The organism is Sphingomonas phyllosphaerae FA2 (genome assembly GCF_000427645.1).
GTDB lineage: Bacteria > Pseudomonadota > Alphaproteobacteria > Sphingomonadales > Sphingomonadaceae > Sphingomonas > Sphingomonas phyllosphaerae.
Genome location: NZ_KE386571.1, coordinates 2,715,219 through 2,738,932 on the forward strand (window position 1 = coordinate 2,715,219; position 23,714 = coordinate 2,738,932).

The following is a 23,714-nucleotide window of genomic DNA, read 5'->3' on the forward strand; positions in this document are numbered from 1 at the left end:
AGCCCAATCACCTTGCCAAAGGCTGCGGGCTTATGCTTGGAGTGTCAAGCATACCGAGAGGACGAAGAGCGTGGACGATACGGCACGGGTATGGACGATCGGGCGGCTGGCCGAGGCGCTGGGTGCCGCCGATCATGCCGCGGAAGTCGGCGTCGAGCGGGTCGGCGACGTGCTGCGCGTCACGATGCGCGAACACGGCGATCTCGCGGTGTTCCTGAGCGTCGCGGGCGAGCAGATCGTCGTCTCCAGCCTGTTGTGGCCGGTCGCCGAAATGGACGATCCCGCCGCCTTCAACCACTTTCTGCTCAAGGCGCAGAAGCTGGTCCCGCTCTCCAATTTCGCGATCACCGAGGTCGACGGGCGTGAATATTACGAGCTGATCGGCGAGCTTTCGATCGAATCGACGCTGCGCACGATCCTGATCGAGCTGCGCGTGCTGGCGCATAACGCGCTCGATGCCGCCGCCGATCTGCGCCACGCCTTCGCCGCTGCCTGAGGAATACTGACCGATGTCGATGTGGAAGCAATTCGTCACGCTGATCCGCGGCACCGCGCATGAGGCGGGCCAGTCGGTGGTCGACGCGCGCGCGCTGACGATCCTCGACCAGCAGCTCCGCGACGCCGGGACCGCACAGGCCAAGGCGCGCGACGATCTCGCCACCGTCACCGCCAAGCGCCGGCTGATCGAAAAGGACATCGAGCAGCTCTCGGCGCAGCGCGACAAATACGAAGCCTCCGCGCGCGCCGCGATGGGCCGCGGCGACATGGACCTCGCGCGCGAGGTGGCCGAGCGGCTGGCGCAGATCGAGCGCGAGCTGAACGCCAAGAATCCGCAGGTCGCCGACATGCGCACCGCCGAAGACCGGATGCGCGGGATCATCAAGCAGGGCGACGGCAAGATCGAGGCGCTGCGCCGCGAGGTCGACGTCGTCCGCGCCAACGAAAGCGTCCAGCAGGCGCAGGCGCAGATCGCCAGCAACACCCACGGCGCGCAATCGCAGCTCGGCTCCGCCGCCGACAGCCTCGCGCGGCTCAAGGAGCGGCAGGCGGTGCGCGAGGAGAAGTTCCGCGCCTCCGCCGAGCTGGAAGACATGCGCACCGGCGCCGATCTCGACGCCAAGCTGGAGCGCGCCGGCCTGTTGCCGGGCGCGTCGAGCGCCGACGACATTCTCGCCCGCCTGTCCGCCCCGCGCGACGGCGGCGAGGCGAAACGGCTCGACGACAAATCCGGCGGCTGATCCTTCGTGGAACGCATCGTCATCGGGGAGCGCGCCGGGTGGGAGGACACCGCCCGATCGATGGGCTTCACCTTCCATCATATGGATGGTCAGCGTTACTGGGACGAACGCGCCTATTACCGCTTCTCGCTCGACGAAATCGAGCGCGGGATCGAGACGCCGAGCGCAGAGCTGCACTATTTTTGCCTCGATCTTGTCACCGAGGTGGTCGGAAGCGACACGCTGATGCACCGGCTCGCGATCCCCCAGCCGATGCGTGACGTGGTCGCTGCTTCGTGGAAGGCGGACGCGCCCTCGCTCTACGGCCGCTTCGACTTCGCCTATGACGGCACCGGCCCGGCCAAGCTGCTGGAATATAACGCCGATACCCCGACGAGCATCTACGAGACCGCGCTGTTCCAGTGGCAGTGGCTCGAAGACCGGATCGCCGACGGCACCCTCCCCGCGGACGCCGACCAGTACAACCGCCTCCACGACGCGCTGGTCGCCCGCTTCGGCGCGCTACTAACCCCCGGAAGTCTCCTGCATTTTTCCAGCGTCGCCGATCACGAGGAAGACCGCCAGACCGTCCGCTATCTCGAGGATACCGCGCGACAGGCCGCGCTCGACCCGGCGTTCGTCGCGATCGACCGGATCGGCGTCGACGGCGACGGCCAGTTTGTGGACGAGGAAAGCGTTCTGATCGCAGCGCTTTTCAAGCTGTATCCGTGGGAGGACATGCTGCGCGAGCCCTATGCCGCGCACCTGCCCGCGACGAAGACGATGTTCCTCGAACCGGCGTGGAAGGCGATCCTCTCGAACAAGGGCATCCTCCCCCTGCTCTGGGAACGCCACCGCGGCCACCCCAACCTCCTCCCCGCCGCCTTCGCCGATGATACGGCCGGCGTCGCGGCGATCGGCGACCGCTTCGTGCGCAAGCCACTGTTTTCACGCGAAGGCTGGGACATCGAACTCCACGACGGCAGCGCCGAAGATCGCGGCCCGGAGGGCGGCTATGGCGACGAAGGCCATATCGTCCAGGCGCTCAGCCCGCTCCCGGTGTTCGACGGCCAACATGCGGTGATCGGCTCATGGATCGTTGGTGACGAGCCGGTCGCACTGTCGATCCGCGAGGACGACGGCCCGATCACCCGCGACCTCGCCCGCTTCGTCCCCCACGCGATCGTCTGAACGGCGTTCCGGGTCGGCGCGTCATTGTCTTCGGGGCGCAGCGGCCTAAGCCCGTCAAATGCTCGCCGCGCTCCTCGCCCTCGCCGCCACGGCGGCCGACCCCACGCTCTGCGTTCCGGTGCCGACCGCCGAGGCCGCGCGCACCTCATCGCAAATCGACGAGCATCGCTCCTTGCGCAAAGCGCTCGACGAACCGATACCGAACGCATCGACGATGGTGATGCTGTTCGGCCGCGGCGCCCATCTCGCGACCGAAGAATATAGCATTATCGTCGCGCGAGGGCCGGATGGCGTCTGGTACGGCTCCGCAGTCGGGCGCAGCAGGATCTGGGTCGAGGGCGTTCCCTATACGTCGCTTCCTCGCAAGGAATGGACGCTCGCAGCAGCAGCGGGAGCAAAGCTTGACGCTGCGATCGCGTGCCGCCGACGCTACAAACCGGCGACGAGGCGATTTCCCGGGTCGCCGCCGGTTCGCGGCTATGTCCCGGAAACCGTGGAGATCGTGATCAAAGGGCGAACCACCGCCGCGTTCGGGTCGGATGAACAGGGCAACACGACCGCCACGCTCCTTCGCCCGCCGACGCGATAATCGGGGCCGATGCGCATCACCTCTTCGCCACCCCGCGGCTGTCGCTGACTTCCAGCCAATAGCCATCCGGGTCCTGCGTATAGATTTGCCGCACGCCGTCGAAGCGCGTCTGCATCGTGCGCGGCTTGCCTGCCAGATCGGTCCACGGCCGCTTGTGCGCATCAAGCCACGCGGTCACGCTCGCCAGATCATCGACATGAATCGCGACATGCTCGTTGATATTCGACGGCTTGGGCGCGGTTCGCCCGTCGAGGATGTGCATCGCAAAGCCATTGCCGAGATCGATCCAGCGCCGGTTGGGCAACGGCTGCTTGATGAGCTGGAGCCCGAACGCCTCGTGATAGAAGGTCGCGCTGCGATCGATATCGGACGCCTGAATGGCGACATGCTCGCCCTGCGCAGCGGCGGCGAGGACGAACAGGGCGGATAACAACGACATAGACGGCACGCTCCGACACGGATCAGGTCAGCTACGCTACTGCATTTTGCTGCCCGCGCCAGCCCGGTGAAGGTCTGTCCTACACCGTCCCACATCCGGCATCACGCCCTTATCATGCCGCCGTCCATCCTCAACATTCACCCCGCCAGCGTCTCAACATTCGCAACATTCGCGGGTGCGGTCACGCCGCCGCGCGCAGCGGTTCCGGCGTCGCCGTGCCCGTGTCGTTCACCGCGACGCTGCCGGTCCGCTCCAGCTTGCCCCAGCCGACCTTCGGCCCGGTCGCCGCGACGTATAGCGCACGCAGCACGACCGCGTACAGCAACTGGCGATAGCCGAACCGCTGCATCAACAAGCGGATACCGGGGAAGCGCGCCTCGCGCCCATCGAGGCGATAGGCGATCCACCCGCACGCCAGATCGACCGCCGCGAACGCCGCCCAGAACGCCACCACGGTCAGCGCGTCGCCACCCGCCGCGTCCCAGCCGCGATCATGGACCCGCCACGCCGTCCCGCCGACCCCGAGCAGCAGCGCCACATCAATCAACGGTGCCGTGAGCGTGAACACGAACTGGAACACCAGCGCCTGCGGCAGCCCGACCCGCCCCAGCCCGCCATGCTGCCCGATCGCGCCGCGGTGTTTCCACAGGCACTGCAGCGTCCCGAATGCCCAGCGGAAGCGTTGCTTGAACAGCGCACGCACCGTCTCCGGTGCCTCGGTCCACGCGATCGCGTCATTGTCGCAGGCGACCTGCCACCCGGCGCGCTGCACCGCGATGGTCAGGTCCTGGTCCTCGGCGAGCGTGTCCTCGGGATATCCGCCGACCGCGTCGAGCGCGGTGCGCCGCCAAGCGCCGACCGCGCCCGGGACCACCGTTACCGCGCCGAGCGACAGCAAAGCACGCCGCTCCAGGTTCTGCGCGGTGACATATTCCAACGCCTGCCAGCGCGTAATGACGTTGGTGCGATTGCCGACCTTGGCGTTCCCCGCCACCGCACCGATGCGCGGATCGGCGAACCAGCGCGTCAGCTTCGCGATCGTGTCGGGCTGGAATTGCGTATCGGCATCAAGCGCGATCACGACGTCACCGCGCGCCTGCCGCAATGCGATGTTGAGCGCGCGCGCCTTGCCGCCATTCTCCAGCGTCAGCAGCCGGACGCGCGGGTCGATCCCGAACGCCGCCTGCACGACTGCGCTGGTGCCGTCGGTCGAGCCGTCGTTGATCACGATCACCTCGATCCGCGGCCCGGTGCTGGCGAGGATGCGGCGAACCGACGCCTCGATCACCCGCGCCTCGTTGAAGGCGGGGATCAGCACCGACACGAACGTCGGCACCAGATGCGGTGCATTGTCCGGCACCGTCTCGCGACGCCGCCGCCACAGCGCCAGCCCGGTCAACGCCACTGCGCGCGCCATGCCGATCGCGATCACCGTGGCGAACAGCACCGCCCCGGCGTCGCGCAGCCACGCCAGCCCGTCGAACAGCCCGCGCGTTCCCGCCGCATCGGCGGCCGCATGACCGCGCAACTCGGGCATGACGGTGGCGGGCGAGAGCCGGGCAAGCGTCGAAACAGGCACAAAATCATAACCGCGCGCCCGCAAACCGCGAATGATGAGCGGCAACGCCTTGATCGTCTCAGTCCGGTCGCCGCCCGAATCGTGGAGCAGCACGATCTGCGCCGGACGCTCGGTGGTGCCCGCCGCGACCTGCGCGATCACGCGCTGCGCGATGACGTCGGCCTTCGGCCCCTGCCAGTCGAGCGGATCGACGTTGAGACCGACGGTCAGATACCCCAGCCGCGCCGCGACCCGCGTCGCGTGCAGCTCGTCGCGGCGATCGGGATCGGCGTCGCCGAGGAAGGGCGGGCGGAACAGCGTCATGGCGCGCCCGGTATACGCCTCGACGATCCGCGCGGTCGCCTTCAGCTCCAGCGCGATCGCCGCCTCCGAACGGTGCGACAGGTCGGCGTGCGAGGTCGAGTGGTTGCCCAGTTCACTGCCCTGCGCAACGATCCGGCGCAGCAGCGGGCCCTGCCCCAACGCATTGGTGCCGGTGACGAAAAAGGTAGCCGGCGCGTGCTCGCGCGCCAGCACGTCGAGGATCTTCGGCGTCCATGCCGGGTCCGGGCCGTCGTCGAAGGTAAGCGCGATCCGGTGGCGTTGCGCGCCGGTGCGCTCGACGGTGTCGGGTTGCGGCAGCTGCACGAAGCGGGCGGCACGGATCAGCCCGTCGCGCCACGTCACGTCGCGCGCACCCGCGGTCGCCTCCGCACTCATCCGCATGATCTCGCCCTGTCCCCGCACCGCAATTCCGGCCGGCGCGGGCACGGTGCGCAGATCAGGTCGCGCGCCGCCAGACAACGCACCCCATACCGAGGAATCCTCGCTGCCCAGCCGCCAAAGCGCCACCCCGGCCGCGCCGGTACGCCGCACCACCGCCATCTGGTTGGCGGCGCTGGGTGCGTCGAGCATCCAGACCTCGTGATGCCGGCCGTCGCGATCATAGGCGAAGTGGCTGTTGCCGCTCTCCGCGTCGAACTGCGGCGTCACCCCGGCCTGCGCCGCCAACGCCAGCGCGTCGGAAATCGCGAGCGGCACGGTGGTGCGCCCCTGCCAGTCATAGGCATAGCTGCCGATCGCGACGATCGCCTTGTTCGCACCGGCCTGCGCCACCGCCTGCGCGACGACGCGCGCGAACCACGGCTGCGACGCGATCGGCCCCGCCGCGCCGCCCATCCAATGTTCGTCATAGGCCATCAGCACCAGCCGGTCGGCGACCGCGGCATAGGCGCGCAAGTCCCAATCCGGATCGGCGACCGGTGTCGTCAGCGCCACCGTCCAGCCGCGCGGTGCGAAGCGCGCGCGCAGCTCGCCAAGGAAAGTCCGATAGTCGCGATGCGCGCTCACCGGCAGGCTTTCGAGGTCGAGCATCACCCCTGCGCCGCCCTGGCCCGTCACCAGCGCCACGATCTGCTCCGCAAACCGCGCACGCGCGGCGCGATCGGCGAGCAAGGCGGCGGTGCCCGCACCGTCCCAGCTGCCATCCGCCGCGGCATTCTGCACCATCGGCAGCACATGCGGGCGGCGCGTGGCGCGCGCCAACACCTGGCGCATGAACGGGTCGTCCTCGGCGACGAAGCGGTGATCCGCGCCGGTGACGGTGGCCAGCCCGGGGACGAGCCATTCCAGTTCACCGACATGCGCCGCCAGCGACTGTTGCGATGGTGCATCCCACGGCATGTAGAAGCCCATCGTGCCGCCGGTCAGCGCCGCGCCTGTCGCCGCAGGCAGCCACGCGCCCGACGCGCCGTCGCGCACCGGGGCTGCCACCGCGGTCTGTGGCGCGTGTGGCATCGCGAAGCGCGGCGCGACCGCCGCAACCGGGCGTACGACCGCCGCGATCAGCAGAGCGGCCAGCAACAGCGGCACGCACAGCGCAATGCCCAGCGCCACACGCACCCGCCGGGCGCGCCGCCCGCTGGCATCGTAGAAAATCGCCACGCCTGTGTCCGTCCCATCGTTCCGACCGAAGGCAGGCCGTTAGCCGGTGTTGACGAACAAGCGGTTAACTACGCGACGTCAGGCAACCTCGCCGCCCAGCAACCATGCGGCATCGCGGGTCATCACCCGCTGCTGCCGCGCCGACATCGATCGCAGCCGCGCTGCATCGAGCAGCTTGATTCGATGCCGATCGCGCGACACGAGCCCCGTCTCCGCCATTTGCCGGAAAACGCGGTTCACGTGCACCGCGGTCAGCCCGAGATGATCGCCGATCTGCTCCTGTGTCAACGGCATGTCGAAACCGTCGTCACTGGCTGCGCCCATCGCACGCAACCGCTCCTCGACATCCAGCAGCAGCGCCGCGACCCGCGCGATCGCCGGGGTGCGCCCGACCGCGGCAAGCCGGTCCATCAGCGCGACGCGCTCGCGCTGTACGCTGAGGAACATCGCCGCGGCAAACCGCGGCGAACTGGCGAACAGCGCGCCGAACGCCGCGAGCGGCACCCGGCTGATCGTCACCGGGGTCAGCGCGGTCAGCGTGTCGGCGGCCTGCGCGAGACACATGCTGGGCGTGCCCAGCATGTCGCCAGGCAGATGAAATTTGACGATCTGCCGCTCGCCGCCGGGCAGCAGGACCGACGAGCCGACCCAGCCGCTGAGCAACAAATAGATGTACCGCGGCGGTTCGCCCTCGCGGCGCAGCACGGCATGACGGGGGAAAGCGGCGGGCGGCTCGCCAAGCGCTTGCACACCTGCCCTGTCCCTTTCCGATAACGGGATAAACTCTTCAAAACGGTGGAGAGGCAGAAGTTCTGGCACACGATATTCCCGCAAGAGCGAACGCGCATCCTAGGCACGGTTTGACGCAGCTAGCGCTGATCCATTTTATGGCATCGACCACTTTCGCGTTACCTGAAGCTGTTGATGCTGCGCGTGACGATTTGGGACGTGACGCGCCGCCCGGATCGCGGCACGATGGCCGGACAATCAGGGGACATCCACCATCGTGACCTTCCGTGCCATGACCGCCGTTGCCTTGTGCCTGCTCGCCGCGCCGCTCGCCGCGCAGGACAAGCCGGTCGAACAGACCCAGGTGCCCGAGAACGAGGCGACCGCGCCGACCCCGGACCCGGCCGGAACGCTGCCGCCGCCTGCCCCCGCGACCACGGCGGCAGGCGCGAAGGATGCCAAGCCTGCCAAGTGGGACGTCAACGCGCCGCGCGGGTTGCGCACGAAGCAGGTGCGGATGACGACCGACGAGGGCAGCTGGATGAACGTCGACGTGTCGCCGGACGGGCGGACGGTCGCCTTCGACCTGCTCGGCGACATCTATACGATGCCGATCGCGGGCGGCACGCCGACCCGCATCGCCGAGGGGCTGGCGTTCGAACATCAGCCGCGCTTTTCGCCCGACGGCCGCCGGATCGCCTTCACCTCCGACCGCGGCGGGGGCGACAACATCTGGGTGATGAACGTCGACGGCAGCGACAAGCGGCAGGTGACCAAGGAGGATTTCCGCCTGCTCAACCAGCCGACGTGGAGCCCGGACGGCCGCTTCATCGCCGCCAAAAAGCATTTCACCACCGGCCGCTCGCTCGGCACCGGCGAGGTGTGGCTCTACCACGTCTCTGGCGGCGGCGGGGTGCAGCTGGTCAAGCGCGCCAGCGAGGTGCTGCAAAAGGAACTCGGCGAGCCGATCTACGCGCCCGATGGCAAGAGCATCTATTACACGCGCAACGTCTCGTCGGGGCCGATCTTCGAATATGCGCAGAACTCGCGCACCGACCTGTTCGACATCGAACGCTATGACATCGACACCGGCGAGGTGACGACCGCGGTCAGCGGGGTCGGCGGCTCGGTGCGCCCGACCCCGTCGCGCAACGGCAAGATGATCGCGTTCGTCCGCCGCGACGACAATGTCACGAAGTTGTGGGTGAAGAATCTCGCCACCGGCGTCGAGCGGATCGTCTACGGCCCGCTCGACCGCGACGTGCAGGAGACGTGGGCGGTGACCGGCGTCTATCCGAACATGAGCTGGACCCCCGACGACAAGGGCATCGTCTTCTGGTCGGGCGGCAAGCTGCGCCGCGTCGGGGTCGATGGCGGTTCGGCGAGCGTGATCCCGTTCCGCGTCGACGACACGCGCGTGATCGCCGAGGCGGCGCACCCACAGGTCGAGGTCGCGCCCGCGCGCTTCATGACGAAGGCCACGCGCTGGGCGACCGTCTCGCCGGACGGCAAGCAGGTCGTGTTCGAAACGCTCGGCAAGCTCTGGATCAAGCCGCTCGCAGGCGGCGCGCCCAAGCGGCTGACGCGCGCCACCGACGAGCTGGAATTGTGGCCGAGCTGGTCGCGCGACGGGCGCACGATCGTCTTCACCGGCTGGACCGACGCCGGGCTCGGCCAGATCCGCACCGTCGCGGCGAGCGGCGGCGCGGCGAAGGCGGTGACGACGGTGCCCGGTCATTATCGCCGCCCGCGCTTCTCGCCCGACGGGAAGACGATCGTCTTCGAACAGGGCGAGGGTGGCGAGCTGACCGCGCCGCGCGGCAACGCCGGCACCGGCGTCTACCGCGTCGCCGCGACCGGTGGTGCGCCGGTGCGCGTCGCAAAGGATGCCGCCGCGCCGCAATTCGGCACTGCCAACGACCGCGTCTTCCTGATCGTCAACGAAAGCAACAAGCGCCAGCTGGTCAGCACCGACCTGTCGGGCGAAAACCGCCGCGTTCATGCCGGGGGCGAACTGGTCAACGACTTCCAGATCTCCCCGGCCGGCGATTATGTCGCGTTCCGCCAGAATTACGAAGCCTTCGTCATGCCGTTGATGCCCGGCACGCAGGCGGTAGAGGTCGACGCCAAGGCGGGCGCGTTGCCGGTGACGCGGGTCAGCGCGGACGGGGCCGACTTCATCAACTGGTCCGACAATGGTAAGCGCCTCCACTGGAGCGCCGGTCCGACGCTCTATTCCGCCGACACCGCCGCACTGTTCCGCGCCGCGCCGGCCGACGAGGATGCGGCCAAATTCGTCGCGCCGCGCACCGGCGTGTCGCTGTCGATGGACGTCGCCGCCGCCAAGCCGACCGGCACCGTTGCGCTCACCGGCGCGCGCGTCGTGACGATGGCCGGCGCCGATGGCGGAATCGTCGACAATGCGACGGTGCTGATCCGCGGCGACCGCATCGTCGCGGTCGGTCCGCGCGCCTCGGTACAGGTCCCCGCTGGCGCGACCACCGTCGACGTCACCGGCAAGACGATCATCCCCGGGCTGGTCGACGCGCACGCGCACGGCCCACAGGGCGACGACGAACTTGTCCCGCAGCAGAACTGGTCGGCGATGGCAAATCTCGCGCTCGGCACCACCACCGTCCACGATCCGTCGTCGCGCTCAGCGGAGATCTTCCCCGCCGCCGAAATGCAACAAGCCGGCCTGGTGCTCGCGCCGCGCACCTTCTCGACCGGCGAGGTGATCTATGGCGCGAAGAGTCCCGACGTCTATGCGCAGATCGACAGCTATGACGATGCGCTGTCGATCGTGCGTCGGCTGAAGGCGCAGGGCGCACACAGCGTCAAGAACTACAACCAGCCGCGCCGCGAACAGCGCCAGATGGTCGTCGCCGCCGCGCAGGCCGAGGGGATGGAGGTCGTGCCGGAGGGCGGGTCGCTCTACACGCTCGACATGACGTTGGTGTCGGACGGCAATTCGACGCTCGAGCACAATGTCCCGCTCGAACACTTCTACAATGACGTGCTCAGCCTGTGGGCGCAGACCACGGTGGGCTACACCCCGACCTTGGTCGTCGCCTACGGCGGGCTGGCGGGCGATCCGTACTGGCGCGCGCACAGCGACGTGTGGCGGCATCCGCTGCTGACGCGCCACGCGCCGGTCGCGTTGCTCGCCGCGCAGAACGCACGCCGCCCGATCGCGCCCGAGGACGATTATGTCGACGGCGCCACCGCACGCGAGGCCAAGAAGCTCGCCGACAAGGGCATCCACGTCGCGATCGGCGCGCACGGCCAGCAACCGGGGCTCGGCGCGCATTGGGAGCTGTGGAGCTTCGTGCGTGGCGGGATGACGCCGATCGAGGCGCTGCGCGCCGGTACGATCGCGTCGGCGACCTCGCTTGGTTATCAAAAGGACGTCGGCTCGCTCGAACCCGGCAAGCTCGCCGATCTGGTGGTGCTCGATGCCGATCCCACCGCCGACATCCGCAACAGCGACAAGATCAGCCGCGTGATGCTGGGCGGCCGGCTCTACGACGCCGCGACGCTGGGCGAAGTGGCGACCGGCAACCGCAAGCGCCTGCCTTACTGGTGGGAAACGGCCAGTGGCCGCGGTGCCGACACCGGTGCGAAGGTGACGGTCGGCCACGGCCACGGGAACAGCGATCTCGACTGACGACACACCCCCGGCGGCCTTCCTCGCCACGCTGGAGGGCTGGCCGGCGGGCTATGGCGAGGGCGTGTACGCCGGGCGGCGCTGGGGCGTCACGCTGACCGAGAGCCCGGATCGGCGGCGCGTCTGGCTGTACGGCGAGGAACTCGGCGGCGCGGCTCGGGTGAGCTTCAATCTCTACCGACTCGCCGGCCGCCGCGTTGCGCTGCGGCCGTGCGAGATGCCGGCGGCGGCGGTGGTCGCCTTCGTGCTCGGCTACCGTGCCGCATCGCGTTGACGCCGCTGCATCCGGGGTGCCCGTCGCGATCGGGCGGGGATCCCGGCACGCGGCGATCTGGATCATTCGCGATCCGGACAGACCAACCCACGTCGCAGCCGTACTTCACGCCGGGCGAGCGGTGACGCGGGACTGACCACGAACCGCCAGCAAGAGCACAAGCGCCATTCCCGCCACCGCTGCGCCGGTCGCCGCCACCATCGGCAACCCCAGTCCTGCGCCGATCACCCCGCCGCCCAGCGCCGCGCCAATCGCGTTGCCGAGGTTGAAGGCACCGATATTCATCGCCGAGGCGAGGTTCGGCGCATCCGAGGCAGCGTCCATTACCCGCATCTGCAACGGCGGCACGATCGCAAAGCTGGCGATACCCCAGATCAGGATTCCGGCAGCGGCGGTGATTTGCCACTGCATCAGCACCGTAAAAGCAAGCAGCGTCACCGCCATGATCGACAGCATGGTCTTCAGCGCCCGGTCCGCGGAGCGGTCGGCAAGCTTGCCGCCCAGCGAATTGCCGATCGTCGCACCAACGCCGAAGAGCATCAGCATCGCCGTGACATAGCCGGTCGAGCCATGCGTCACGTCGCGCAGGATCGGTACGATATAAGTGAAGACCGTGAACACGCCGCCGAAACCGATCGTGGTCAGCGCCAGCGCCGTCAACACCGGTCCGCGTTTCAGAACACGCAATTCCGCGCGCATGTCCCCACCCTCGGCGGTGGGCAGTGGAGGCAGCGCGAGCCGCAGCGACAGCATCGCGATCGCGCCCACGCCCGCAATCCCGGCAAAGGCGGCGCGCCAGCCGACCGCTTCGCTGACCCAGGTCGCCATCGGAACCCCGCCGATCGTGGCTACAGTCAAACCGGTGAACATCGCCGCCACGGCCCCCGCGCGACGCTCGGGCGGAACAAGGCTGGCCGCCACGACCGATCCGACCCCGAAGAAGGCGCCATGATTGAACGAGGTGACGACCCTCCCAGCCATCAGCATCCAATATCCCCCGGCCAGCGCCGACAGGGCGTTGCCAAGCGTGAAGATGCCCATCAAGGCGATCAACAGCGTCCGTCGATCGATCCGCGCAGTAGTAAGGGTCATGAGCGGGGCCGCGATCAGAACCCCGATCGCATAGGCGCTGACCAGCAGCCCGGCGGACGGGATCGAGACGTGCAGGTCACCGGCGATCACCGGCAACATGCCCATCGGCGCAAACTCGGTGACGCCGATGCCAAAGGCGCCGACCGCCAGCGCGATCAACCCGGGATTCAACTTCATGTCGGATGTCCTTCAAACCAGCGGTGGCGTGAGGCGGGCGTCGCCTTTCTGCTGCCGATTGGGAGTGTGCGGATAGGGCGGCGATGCGGTGGTGCCGCCGGCATCCCAGGCGCAGAACGGCGAGCCCTGCCTGCCAAACGTGTCCGCACCGAATGGCGGGACGGGGACGCGCGGGCCGAGGGCGCTCAGTTGGCGACATTCCATGACAGCTCCTTTGCGAATTGCCCCATCGGGTGCATAGATGGAAGCTCCGCCAAGAGTGCAGAAGCGCCTGCGGGCACAAAGGATCTATGCCTTGGACGCAAAGACGATCGCCAATGAAGATCGCGCCCGATCGCTCGCGCTGTTCGCGAGCGTCGTGGACGGCGGCAGCTTCTCCGCCGCCAGCCGCACCGTGGGGCTGACGCCCTCGGCTGTGGCGCGGGCGGTCGACCGGATCGAGGCGCGGCTTGGTGTGCGGCTCCTACTGCGCTCTACCCGCGCGCTGACGCTGACTGCCGAAGGGCAAGCCTATCTGCTTGCCGCGCGCCGTATCCTTGCCGATCTCGACGACGCCGAGCAACAGATCGCCGACCAGGGGGCACCGCGCGGGCGGCTGCGGGTCAGTGCCGCCTTGTCGCATGGACGGTTGTGCGTCGTGCCGCTGCTTGGCGACTTCGCGCATGCCTATCCGCATATCCTGACCGACGTGGCGCTGACCGACACGCTCGTCGACGTCGCGGCGGGACAGGCGGATGTCGCAATCCGCTTCGGGCCGCTTGCCGATAGCGGTCTGACCGCGCGCAAGCTGGGCGAATCTCGCCGGGTGATCGTCGCCGCGCCAGATTATCTTGCGCGCGCAGGTACGCCGCAAGTGCCCGAAGACCTGCACGCGCATAACTGCCTGAACTTCAACTTTCGCCGCGCCGAGCCGATCTGGCCATTCCGTCGTGACGGTCGGGATTTCTCGTTGAGCGTCGAGGGCAACATCGTCGCGAACAATGGCGAAACGCTCGGCCAACTCGCGGCCGCCGGGGTTGGCGTCACCCGCGTCGGGCGCTTCAGCGTCGTCTCCGAAATCACCGACGGACGGCTCGTGCCATTGCTCGAAGACTATAATCCCGGCGACGTCGAGGTGATCCATGCCGTCTTCGTCGGTGGCTCCACCACACCCGCCCGTGTGCGCGTGTTCGTGGACTTCCTCGTCGAGCGGTTAGGCAGCCCTGTCGGGTGATGGCTGAGACACTGCCGACCGCAGAAACGCATAAAGCCGGTCATCGTCGCTCATGGCGACATTGAAGCGCAGGTGATCGCGCCAGCCGCCGCCGGTGCTGAACACCGGCCCCGGCGCGAGCACGATGCCCTCGCCCAGCGCGCGGCGCGCAAGCGCGACGGCATCGATCCCGTCCGGCAGGCGCGCCCAAAGGAAGATACCCGCCGCCGGCTCGATCCACGGCATGATCCCGATGGCTCGCAGCCGATGCGAAACCCGGGCGGTGGCGCGGGCGAGCCGGGTCCGGATACCTTCGACGTGCCGGCGATAACTGCCATCGATCAGCACGGCATGGAGCAGGTTGGCGGCAAGCGGACTGCCCGCCATCGACGTTGCGATCCGCAGATCGGCCATCGCGTCGATCCAGTCGCCCCGCGCCGCGATATGGCCACAGCGGACCGCGGCGGATAGCGATTTGGAGAAGCTGCCGATGCGGATCGTCCGCTGAAGGCCGTCGAACGCCGCGAGCCGCGGCGACGGCGTGTGCTCGAAATCCGCGAAGATGTCGTCCTCTACGACGACCATGTCATGCGCGTCGGCGATCTTGAGCAGCCGGTGTGCGGTGGGGGCGCACAGCGCAGCACCCGTCGGATTATGAACCCCCGAATTCGTCAAATAGAGGCGCGGGCGATGCGTCGCCGCGGCCTCGGCGAAGGCGGCCACGTCCGGCCCGGTTAGGGTCATCCGGACGCCAACCATCTTGACGCGGTGCGCCCGAAGCAGGGCCAGAAAGTTAAAGTAACAAGGATCGTCGACCAGCACGGTATCGCCCGGCTGAAGCAGGAAGCGGCATACCAGATCGAGCGCGTGCGTGCCGCTGTCGGTCAGGAGAATCTGGTCGGGGCCGACTTCGATCCCTTGTTCCGCCATCCGCCGGGCGAGCAACGCGCGCAGCGGGGGCGAGCCCAGCGGCGAGGCATAACCCGCCAGCGCGCTGGCATCACCGGCGCGTGCCGATCCGCGCATCGCCTTGCGAAGCGCGTCACCGGCGAGCCAGTCGTCGGGCAGCCAGCCGCATCCCGGCATCAGCTCGTGCCGCCGCTCCCCCAGCGACTGACGCAGCATCCACAGCGGATCGACTTCGCGGTCCGGCGCGGTCGTCAGCCGATCCAGCGTCAGCGGTGCCAGCGGGGCCGCGACATAGAAGCCCGATCCCGGTCGCGAGCGGATCACGCCTTCGCCCGCCAGCCGGTCGTACGCCTCCACTACCGTCGATCGCGCGACGCCACTCGTCTCGGCCATGACGCGGATCGACGGCAGTCGCGCGCCCGGCGTCAGCGTTCGGGCGTCGATCCGGTCCCGGATCGCGCGAACCACCATGCCGGTGCGGGTTCGATCGGAGAGGTCCGCCATCGTACTGCCATTCCCACCGATACAGTTCGACATGATTGTACCGATGCGTATCTGTCAGCGCCAGCCGCGTGACGGTACAGCGGAGCATCTGCAACGGGAGATGCTCGTGACCCGCCCCTTCTGCCTCGTCGACGTGTTCGGCACCGCCCCGTTCACCGGCAACCCGCTGGCCGTCATCGCCGATGCCGGCGAGCTGACAACGGAAGAGATGCAGGCGATCGCAAGCTGGCTGAACTTCTCGGAAACGACGTTCATGCTGCCGCCGAGCGATCCCGCGGCCCACTATCGGGTCCGCATTTTCACCATGTCGCACGAATTGCCCTTCGCGGGACATCCCACGTTGGGCAGCGCGCATGTCTGGCTGGAAGCCGGCGGACAGCCGAAGCAGGACGGCGTGATCGTGCAGGAGTGCGGCGTCGGGCTGGTGACGATCCGGCGCGATGGTGACCGGCTCGCCTTCGCAGCGCCGACGCTGTTGCGTGGCGGCACGCCGACTGAGGCGGAGGTTGCGGAAGTCGCCGAACTGCTGCGGATCGACCGTGCCACCATCGTAGATGCGGCGTGTGCGGACAATGGTCCGGGCTGGATCGCGGTCATGCTGGAGTCGGCAGACGCGGTGCTGGCGGTCGATCCTGCCCGACATTATGCCCGACACATCGATGTCGGCGTCGTCGGCCCGCACGCTGCCGACAGCGAGGTCGCCTTCGAATTGCGCGCGCTCTTCACCGACGGACGGGGCGGACTGATCGAGGATCCGGTAACCGGCAGCCTGAACGCGTCGGTCGGCCAATGGCTGTTCGCAAGCGGGCGCGCGCGCGGCAGCTATGTCGCGGCACAGGGCACGCGGCTCGGCCGGAGCGGACGCATCCATGTCTCGCAGGACGACAGCGGACAGGTCTGGGTCGCCGGGGCGACACGGACGTTGTTCTCCGGGCAGACGCACCGCTGATGCAGGTCGCGGTCCTCACCTTCGACGGCTTCAACGAGCTTGATTCGTTCGTCGCCGCCGCCATCATCAACCGACTGAGCCCACATGGCTGGACGGCGCATATCACCGCGCCGACCGAAACGGTGATGTCGCTGAATGGCGTCTTGATTCATCGGCAGCGCCCACTCGACTTCGTGGAAGAGGCGGATGCGGTGCTGATCGGCAGCGGTATCCGCACCCGCGAGATCGCTGCCGATGCGGCGTTGCTGGCCCGGCTGCGCCTCGACCCGGCTCGGCAGCTGATCGCCGCGCAATGTTCGGAACGCTGCTGCTGGCGAAGCTCGGGCTGATCGGCACCCTGCCCGCCTGCACTGATCTCACCACCAAACCCTGGGTGGTGGAGGCCGGCGTCACCGTCATCGACGCGCCATTCGCCGCGCATGGCAACGTCGCCACCGCCGGCGGATGCCTCGCCGCGCCTTACCTCGCCGCCTGGATGATCGCGCGGGGCAGCGGTGCTGCACTGGCGCGCGACGCCCTCCATTACGTTGCGCCGGTCGGAGAGAAGGAGCGGTTCGTCGACCATGCCATGAGGGTCGTCATGAGCGATCGAAGGTAGCCGTTCAGGCGCCACCTTCGTCACTCGGCTGGGCACCCCCCCACGAGCTGATCGAAGGGCGGCATTAGCGGGGCGGGAGGACAAATCCGCACGATCGACGTTGACGACCACGCCACGATTATGGCACTCGCCCATCGAATCGGACGCTGGACCCGCAACGCGCGGTCTGGCGAGCGATCAGGTCAGCGCCAGGTCGTTGATTTGCGGGTGTAGCTCAATGGTAGAGCAGAAGCTTCCCAAGCTTACGACGAGGGTTCGATTCCCTTCACCCGCTCCAATATCGATCACCAATGAAGGCATCGGCGCACCAAGTCGCGGTGTGGCGGTCGCTATCAATTATCTCCCCCTTCATAAGTAGCCATGCTGTCGATTCAGCGGCTCGCAGATGAAGCAGGCTTTGACGCAGCTGTTTCTGCGTTGCGCCGCTGCCTCCGCATCAACCGGATAGCGACGCCGCTTCAGTCGCGCGTCGGACATTCCGGTTTGCCAGCAAGGGCCAATCCGAAATCGTACCCCCTACCGCAGACCCAAACCTTTGTTGCCGGCTACGATTGACAGCCTGCGAAGGCTCATGCGAGCAATAATACCAGAGCATTACAAAGACGGCCCCTATTAAGACCAATTCGTACGCCTCGTGCCGGGTAGACGAGTCGAACATTCGGGCCGGGCAATTGACAGGGAGGGAACGAGATGGCCAATCCGCCACGAAACCGCGGCGTTTCGATGACGATGATCCGGCACGCGCCCACCGTGCTGGCCGCATTGTCGCTCGCAACACCGGCGGCGTCGCAGACCGCCGCCGATGCGCGCGCATCGCTGGCGCGGCTCGGCATTCCCGCTGCCCGGGTAACGGTCGCGCTCGCTCCCGCAACCGATGCACGTTACCGGGTGCAGATCGCGCACGATCGCGTCACCGTTACCGCTTCTTCGCCGGTCGCGGCGGTCCGCGGGGTCACCGCAGCACTCACCGCGCAGGGCCGGTTTCATGCGTCCTGGGAAGGGAACCGCATCGGTGCGCTCACCGGATTGTCGCCGCAGGACAGCGGCTGGGTTGCCTCGCCGTTCGGTTTTCGGGCGTATCTGAACACCTGTACCTATGGGTACACCACGCCGTGGTGGGACTGGACGCGCTGGGAACGCGAGATCGACCTGATGGCGATGCACGGTGTCGACATGCCGCTCGCAATGGAGGGCCAGGAATACGTCTGGCGCGCCTTGTGGCGCGAACAGGGGCTAAGCGGTGCGCAGGTCGACCGCCTTTTTGCCGGCGCGCCGTTCCTGCCGTGGGAGCGGATGGGCAATATGGCCGGCTATCGCGCGCCGCTGTCGCCCAACTGGATCGAGAAGAAGCGTGAATTGCAGAAACGCATCCTCGCCCGGATGCGCGCGCTGGGCATGACGCCGATCCTGCCCGCCTTCGCCGGCTATGTCCCCGAAGCGTTCGCCAAAACGCACCCCGAGGCGCGCATCTACCGGATGCGCGAGTGGGAGGGGTTCCCCGGCACCTACTGGCTCGACCCGTCCGACCCGCTGTTCGCGAAGCTCGCGGCGCGGTTCCTGAAGCTTTACACCGCCGAATATGGTGCTGGCCGCTATTACCTGGCCGACGCGTTCAACGAGATGGTGCCGCCGATCGCCGACGGCGGCAGCGACACAGCGCACGCCAGTTATGGCGACAGCATCGCAAACACCGCCGCCACCCGCGCCGCAGCCCTGCCGCGCGCAGTACGTGATGCGCGGCTCGCCGCGTACGGCAAGCGCCTTTACGCCTCGATCGCCGGGGCGCAGCCGGGCGCGACCTGGGTGATGCAGGGCTGGCTGTTCGGGGCGGACAAGGAATTCTGGACGCGCGACGCGATCGCCGCCTTCCTGCGCGACGTGCCCGATCAACGGATGCTGATCCTCGACATCGGCAACGATCGCTATCCCGGCATCTGGAAGCAGACCAACGGCTTCGACGGCAAGGACTGGATCTACGGCTACGTCCACAATTACGGCGGCAGCAATCCGGTATATGGCGCGCCCGACTTCTACCGGCGCGACATCGCCGCGCTGCTCGCCGACCCGCAGCGCGGGCAAGTGCGCGGGTTCGGGATGTTCCCGGAAGGGTTGCACAACAACAGCCTGGTCTATGACTATGCGTTCGACGCGGCGTGGCCGGGGGGCGACATGGCGATGCGCCCGTGGTTGGAGCGGTACACGCGCGCACGCTACGGCAGCAGCGATTCGAGCATGGTCGCGGCGTGGCAGGATGTCGTCGCGGGCGTCTATGACGTGCGCTACTGGACGCCGCGCTGGTGGAACCAGCGTGCGGGCGCGTATCTGTTCTTCAAGCGTCCCGGTGCCGATGCGGCCGGCTACCCCGCCAGCCCCGGCGACCGCGCCAAGGCGCGTGCGGGGATCGCGGGACTATTGCAGTTGGCGGCGCAGCACCGCGACAATACGCTGTTCCGCTACGATCTGGTCGATCTCGTGCGGCACGAGGCGACACTCGCGCTCGACGAGCATCTGAAGACCGCCGTCGCGGCGTATGGACGTGGCGACATCGCGACCGGCGATCGCGAGACAGCGGAGGGCATTGGTCTGGCAAAGGCGATCGATGCGCTGATCGGCGGACAGCAGGAAACGCTCGCCAGCTGGATCGGCGATGCGCGCGCCTATGGCGATACGCCTGCCGAACAGCGCCGTTTCGAGGAGGATGCCAAGGCGCAGGTCACGATCTGGGGCGGCGCCGGGCATCTCGGTGATTATGCCTCCAAGGCTTGGGCGGGGCTGTACGCCGATTACTACCTGCCGCGCTGGAGGATGTATCTCGACGACGCGCGCGCCGCGGCGCTCGCCAAGCGGCCGGTCGACGATGCGGCGTTCCTCAAGCGCTTGCGCGCGTGGGAGGATCGCTGGGTCGCCGATGGTCGCCGCTACCGCGCCAGCGCGCCTGCCGACACGATCGGCGCGGCGCGCGCGGTGATGGCGCAGGTGTCGCAGCCATGATCGCCCCGCCGCGTCCCGAGCGGTTCGCCTCGCTCGACATGTTCCGCGGCGCGACGATCTTCCTGATGATCGTCGTCAATACCGCGGGCGCGGGCCAGCCGTTCACGCAGCTCGTCCATGCCCCGTGGATCGGCTTCACGCTCGCCGATCTCGTCTACCCATCGTTCCTGTTCGCGGTCGGCAATGCGATGAGCTTCGCGCTGACCCGGCCGATGCCGGATGGTGTGTTCCTGCGGCGGATCTTCAAGCGGGCGGCGCTGATCTTCCTGCTCGGCTTCCTGATGTACTGGTACCCGTTCGTCACGCATGCGGCGGACGGCACGTGGTCGGTGAAGCCGTTCGCACAGACGCGCGTCACCGGCGTGCTGCAACGGATCGCGCTCTGCTATCTGCTCGCCGGATTGCTCGCACGGTACCTGTCGCCACGCTGGCTGCTGGTTGCCGCGGTCGCACTGGTCGGCGCGCACTGGGCGATCCTCGCCGGCTTCAGCCCGCCGGGCGAGGCGTTCGGGCGTTATCGCAATGCCGGCACCCTGCTCGACCTGTGGCTGATCGGCCCCGAACATCTGTATCGGAAGGATCACGGGTTCGATCCCGAGGGGCTGCTCGGCACCCTGCCCGCCACTGCCAATGTCATCGCGGGGTACCTGGCGGGCGTGGCGATCCAGCGCTGGGGGAAGCATGCCGCGACGGTCGTGCGGATGGCGGCGATCGGCGCCGGTCTCGTCATCGCTGCGGTGCTGCTCGCGCCCGTGCTGCCAATCGCGAAGAAATTGTGGACCGGGCCGTTCGTCCTGCTGACCGTCGGGCTCGACATGATCCTGCTCGGCGGCGTGATCGGCGCGGTCGAGGTGAAGGGCGCGCGCATCGGGCGCGCGTTCCTGCAAATGCTCGGGCGCAATCCGCTGGCGATCTATCTGTTCTCGGAGCTGCTGGTCGTCACGATCGAGCTGATCCATGTCCGGCCCGGCGTCGGCCTGTATCGCTGGATCGGCGAGACATGGTTCCAGACGCTGGCGCCCGGGCCGGTGGGATCCTTGCTGTGCGCACTAGCCTATACTTTGGTGTGTTGCTGGTTCGGCCGCGCGCTCGATCGCAGGGGAATCATCCTGAAGGTGTGAGCGCGCCAAAACGAGCGACGCTCGCCCCGGTCGAAAACCGGGACGGGCGTCGCGACGTCTGTCAGGCGATGCGTCAGAACTTGATTGCACCCTCCAGCCCGATCGTGCGCGGCGGGTTGAAGTTGGCGTAATCGCCGAGCACGCCGCCGTAGTTGAGCGACCCGTTGTTGTTCAACGACGGCGAAGAGTTGGCCGCGGAGCGACGATAGATGTGCGTCTCGTCGAACAGGTTGCGCACCCACAGCGACAGCGTCACCTTGGTGCCGGCATCGTTCAGCGGCAGATCGGCCAGTGCCAATCGGCCGTTGACGATGAAGCTGCTGTCGGTTTTCGTCGGCTCGTTCTGGAAGCTGTACATCGCATCCGAATAATTGCCGTCGATGTGGAAGCGTGCCTTCGCTTCGCCGATCGCCACCGGCAGCTCGTAGTCGAGCGACGCCGAAGCGGCATTGCGCGGCGTGAACACCACGAACACCTTGGTCAGCGCGTTGTTCTTGAACGGGTTCGCCGTCGCCGGCACGTCGGTGTAGGTATAGGCGTACGACCCGGTGAGCGTCAGCCCGTCGACCGGATTGATGGTCACGTCGGCTTCGACGCCGCGGATCTTCGACTTGCCCGGCGCATTGCGCGTTTCCTCGGTGTGGTTGCCGAAGGTCGGGCTGGCGGAGTTGGTGTCGACGTTGTCGAAGTCGATCTGCGTCCCGGTGCGATCCATAATGTAGCCGGCCAGGTTCAACCGGACATGCCGGTCGAGCAGGTCCATCTTCGACCCGACCTCGTACGACTTCACCACTTCCGGCCCGAACGACGCGAACGTCTGCGAGCGCGAGTTGGCGCCGCCGGCGCGATAGCCGGTCGCATATTTGGCGTAGAGGTGGATGGTATCGCTGGCGTCGACCGCCGCGGTGACCATCGGATCGAAGCGGCTCTTGTCGAACGTGAACGGGAAGTTCGTCGTCTTGCCCTGCACCAAGAACAGCGTGCCCTCGCGCTTGTCCTTGGTGTAGCGGCCGCCGACCGTCAGGTGGAAGGCGTCGAACGCGTCAGGCGTGAAGGTGGCCTGTGCGAAGGCGGCATAGCTGTGCGCGTTGGCGCGGCTGCCGCGTTGCAGGAAGCGCGAACCGGGCGCCCAGCCCTGATTGCCGCTGGCGATCGTGCCGGTGACGATCGGGCTGAGGATGGTGTAGGCGGTGCCATCCGCATTCCACTGGTTGCTGCTGGGCGTCGCTGCCGTCTCTTCCGCCTTTTCGGTGTAGTAATAGAGGCCGGCGGTGTAATCGAGCTGCGGCACGCTGCCGACCGCCTGGAATTCCTGGCTGAACTGGTGCTGGTCCATCCACGACAGGCTGTAGCGGCTGAACTTTGCGTTCGGCAGGAACACGGTGCGGTGGCCGCCGCCCGAATTGTCCCACTGATCGGTGCTGACGCCGCGCCATGCGGTGATCGAGCGCAGCTCCAGCGACGGCGCCACTTCCCACTTGATCGTCGACGACACGCCATGCGTGCGGTCGGTGCTCAGCTGCTGCGGCACGCCGATGTCGGCGCGCGTCATGCGACGATCACCCGCCACGACCACCAGCGGCGACAGCGGGGCGATCGTGTTCGCGGGCAGCTTGCCGGCGTTGGCGTTGATCTGCGCCAGCGTGGCGACCGTGTACTTGTTGGGATTGTAATTGACCAGCTGGCTGTAGAACGGCGTGTTCTCGTCCTTCGCCTGGTCATAGGCGACGGTCACCGACAAGCCCGGCGCCGGCTTCCACAGCGCAGTCGCGCGACCACCGACGCGGTTGTAATAGTTCCAGCCGTAGCTGCCCGGCAGCGGGTTGCTGACGGTTGCGTCCTGGTGCTGGCTGACGCCGTCGAACTTCAGCGAGATGTTCGCGAATTCGGGCAGGTTGACGTGGAACTGGCCGTTATAGGCGCCGAAGTTGCCGAAGCCGGCGGTCAACGTGCCGTCGAACTTGCCGGTCGGGGCGGCGGTGACGATCGACAGTGCGCCGCCTTCGGTGTTGCGACCGAACAGCGTGCCCTGCGGCCCGCGCAGCACCTCGATCCGCGCGACGTCGAACAGCGCGGCGTTCAGGCCCTGCGAACGGCCGAGATACACGCCGTCGACATAAACGCCGACGCCGGTGTCGCGCGCGGTCTGGTTCTGGTCGAACGGCACGATGCCGCGGATGCCGATCGTCAGCGCCGACTGGCGCGCCTCGAAGGTGGCGACGCGCAGCGACGGGATCGCGCCGTCACCCAGATCGAGCAGGCTCTGGACGTGGCGGTCCTTGATGATGACGGGATCGATCACCGAGATGGCGATCGGGGTCTTCTGGAGGTTCGTCTCGCGGCGGGTGGCGGTGACGACGATGTCGGTCAGACCCTGCCCTTCCGAGGTGTCGGTCGCATCGGTCGCGGGATCGGCGGCGGCCGCGGGGGTGGCGGCCGGGGTTTCGGCGTGCGCGGCCAAAGGCAGCGTCAGTGCGGCAATTCCGGTGAGCAGACGCAGGCGCATCCGCGAAGCATTCGACATGTTGATTATCCCCTTTCGGCCAATCGGCCTGACGGGGCGCGTCTAATTT

16 protein-coding genes, 1 tRNA gene and 1 pseudogene are annotated in these 23,714 nt (G+C 67.7%); 12 read left to right on the forward strand and 6 right to left on the reverse strand.

Going from position 1 to position 23,714, the window contains the following annotated elements:
* Positions 1–70: 70 nt before the first annotated feature.
* From SPHPH_RS19785 to SPHPH_RS0113225, 4 genes are read left to right on the forward strand one after another with little or no spacing between them, the layout of a single operon-like run.
* On the forward strand, positions 71–496 hold the full coding sequence (locus SPHPH_RS19785) for a YjfI family protein (protein WP_037488576.1): 426 nt from the start codon (positions 71–73) through the stop codon (positions 494–496).
* A 13-nt stretch (positions 497–509) separates the two neighbouring features.
* The gene (locus SPHPH_RS0113215) at positions 510–1,238 is read left to right on the forward strand and encodes a PspA/IM30 family protein (RefSeq protein WP_028967112.1); all 729 of its coding nucleotides are present in this window, start codon (positions 510–512) and stop codon (positions 1,236–1,238) included.
* A 6-nt stretch (positions 1,239–1,244) separates the two neighbouring features.
* Positions 1,245–2,408, forward strand: a complete 1,164-nt coding sequence (locus SPHPH_RS0113220; RefSeq protein ID WP_028967113.1) for a glutathionylspermidine synthase family protein — start codon at positions 1,245–1,247, stop codon at positions 2,406–2,408.
* A 58-nt stretch (positions 2,409–2,466) separates the two neighbouring features.
* Complete coding sequence (locus tag SPHPH_RS0113225) at positions 2,467–2,997, forward strand: hypothetical protein (protein ID WP_028967114.1); 531 nt, start codon at positions 2,467–2,469, stop codon at positions 2,995–2,997.
* A gap of 16 nt (positions 2,998–3,013) precedes the next feature.
* On the opposite strand, the gene SPHPH_RS0113230 is transcribed toward SPHPH_RS0113225, so the two are convergent.
* The 3 genes from SPHPH_RS0113230 to SPHPH_RS0113240 all read right to left on the reverse strand — a co-directional run bounded on the left by SPHPH_RS0113230 (position 3,014) and on the right by SPHPH_RS0113240 (position 7,688).
* Entirely contained in the window at positions 3,014–3,436 is a 423-nt protein-coding gene (locus tag SPHPH_RS0113230) for a VOC family protein (protein ID WP_028967115.1), read from the reverse strand.
* 181 nt (positions 3,437–3,617) lie between these two features.
* Positions 3,618–6,938, reverse strand: a complete 3,321-nt coding sequence (locus tag SPHPH_RS0113235) for a glycosyltransferase (RefSeq protein WP_028967116.1) — start codon at positions 6,936–6,938, stop codon at positions 3,618–3,620.
* Positions 6,939–7,016: 78 nt separating this feature from the next.
* Positions 7,017–7,688 (reverse strand): Crp/Fnr family transcriptional regulator, encoded by a 672-nt coding sequence (locus SPHPH_RS0113240; protein WP_081668630.1) that lies wholly within the window; start codon positions 7,686–7,688, stop codon positions 7,017–7,019.
* A gap of 271 nt (positions 7,689–7,959) precedes the next feature.
* Here SPHPH_RS0113240 and SPHPH_RS0113245 point away from each other — a divergent pair, with 271 nt between their 5' ends.
* Entirely contained in the window at positions 7,960–11,334 is a 3,375-nt protein-coding gene (locus SPHPH_RS0113245; protein WP_037488579.1) for an amidohydrolase family protein, read from the forward strand.
* Positions 11,335–11,398: 64 nt separating this feature from the next.
* On the forward strand, positions 11,399–11,608 hold the full coding sequence (locus tag SPHPH_RS0113250; RefSeq protein WP_238303090.1) for a hypothetical protein: 210 nt from the start codon (positions 11,399–11,401) through the stop codon (positions 11,606–11,608).
* A 105-nt stretch (positions 11,609–11,713) separates the two neighbouring features.
* On the opposite strand, the gene SPHPH_RS0113255 is transcribed toward SPHPH_RS0113250, so the two are convergent.
* Entirely contained in the window at positions 11,714–12,877 is a 1,164-nt protein-coding gene (locus SPHPH_RS0113255; RefSeq protein ID WP_028967120.1) for an MFS transporter, read from the reverse strand.
* Between the two features lie 295 nt (positions 12,878–13,172).
* Between SPHPH_RS0113255 and SPHPH_RS0113260 the strand changes: the two genes are divergently transcribed.
* The gene (locus tag SPHPH_RS0113260; protein ID WP_028967121.1) at positions 13,173–14,090 is read left to right on the forward strand and encodes a LysR family transcriptional regulator; all 918 of its coding nucleotides are present in this window, start codon (positions 13,173–13,175) and stop codon (positions 14,088–14,090) included.
* Here the strand turns inward: SPHPH_RS0113260 and SPHPH_RS0113265 are convergent.
* Positions 14,070–15,482, reverse strand: coding sequence for an aminotransferase-like domain-containing protein (locus SPHPH_RS0113265; RefSeq protein ID WP_028967122.1), 1,413 nt, complete (start codon positions 15,480–15,482; stop codon positions 14,070–14,072). The genes SPHPH_RS0113260 and SPHPH_RS0113265 overlap by 21 nt on opposite strands.
* A 106-nt stretch (positions 15,483–15,588) precedes the next feature.
* On the opposite strand from SPHPH_RS0113265, the gene SPHPH_RS0113270 reads away from it, so the two are divergent.
* The 5 genes and pseudogenes from SPHPH_RS0113270 (at position 15,589) to SPHPH_RS0113290 (ending at position 21,141) form a co-directional block, all read left to right on the forward strand.
* Positions 15,589–16,431 (forward strand): PhzF family phenazine biosynthesis protein, encoded by an 843-nt coding sequence (locus tag SPHPH_RS0113270; protein WP_028967123.1) that lies wholly within the window; start codon positions 15,589–15,591, stop codon positions 16,429–16,431.
* Positions 16,431–17,029, forward strand: a pseudogene (locus SPHPH_RS19790) (DJ-1/PfpI family protein). Before SPHPH_RS0113270 ends, SPHPH_RS19790 begins: the two are co-directional and overlap by 1 nt.
* Before the next feature lie 203 nt (positions 17,030–17,232).
* Positions 17,233–17,306 (forward strand) — tRNA-Gly (locus SPHPH_RS0113280).
* Between the two features lie 446 nt (positions 17,307–17,752).
* Positions 17,753–20,020, forward strand: coding sequence for an alpha-N-acetylglucosaminidase (locus SPHPH_RS0113285; RefSeq protein ID WP_028967124.1), 2,268 nt, complete (start codon positions 17,753–17,755; stop codon positions 20,018–20,020).
* Complete coding sequence (locus SPHPH_RS0113290; RefSeq protein WP_028967125.1) at positions 20,017–21,141, forward strand: acyltransferase family protein; 1,125 nt, start codon at positions 20,017–20,019, stop codon at positions 21,139–21,141. The genes SPHPH_RS0113285 and SPHPH_RS0113290 overlap by 4 nt, the downstream gene beginning before the upstream one ends.
* A 73-nt stretch (positions 21,142–21,214) precedes the next feature.
* Here SPHPH_RS0113290 and SPHPH_RS0113295 read toward each other — a convergent pair whose 3' ends face one another.
* Entirely contained in the window at positions 21,215–23,665 is a 2,451-nt protein-coding gene (locus SPHPH_RS0113295) for a TonB-dependent receptor (protein ID WP_028967126.1), read from the reverse strand.
* Positions 23,666–23,714: the final 49 nt, after the last annotated feature.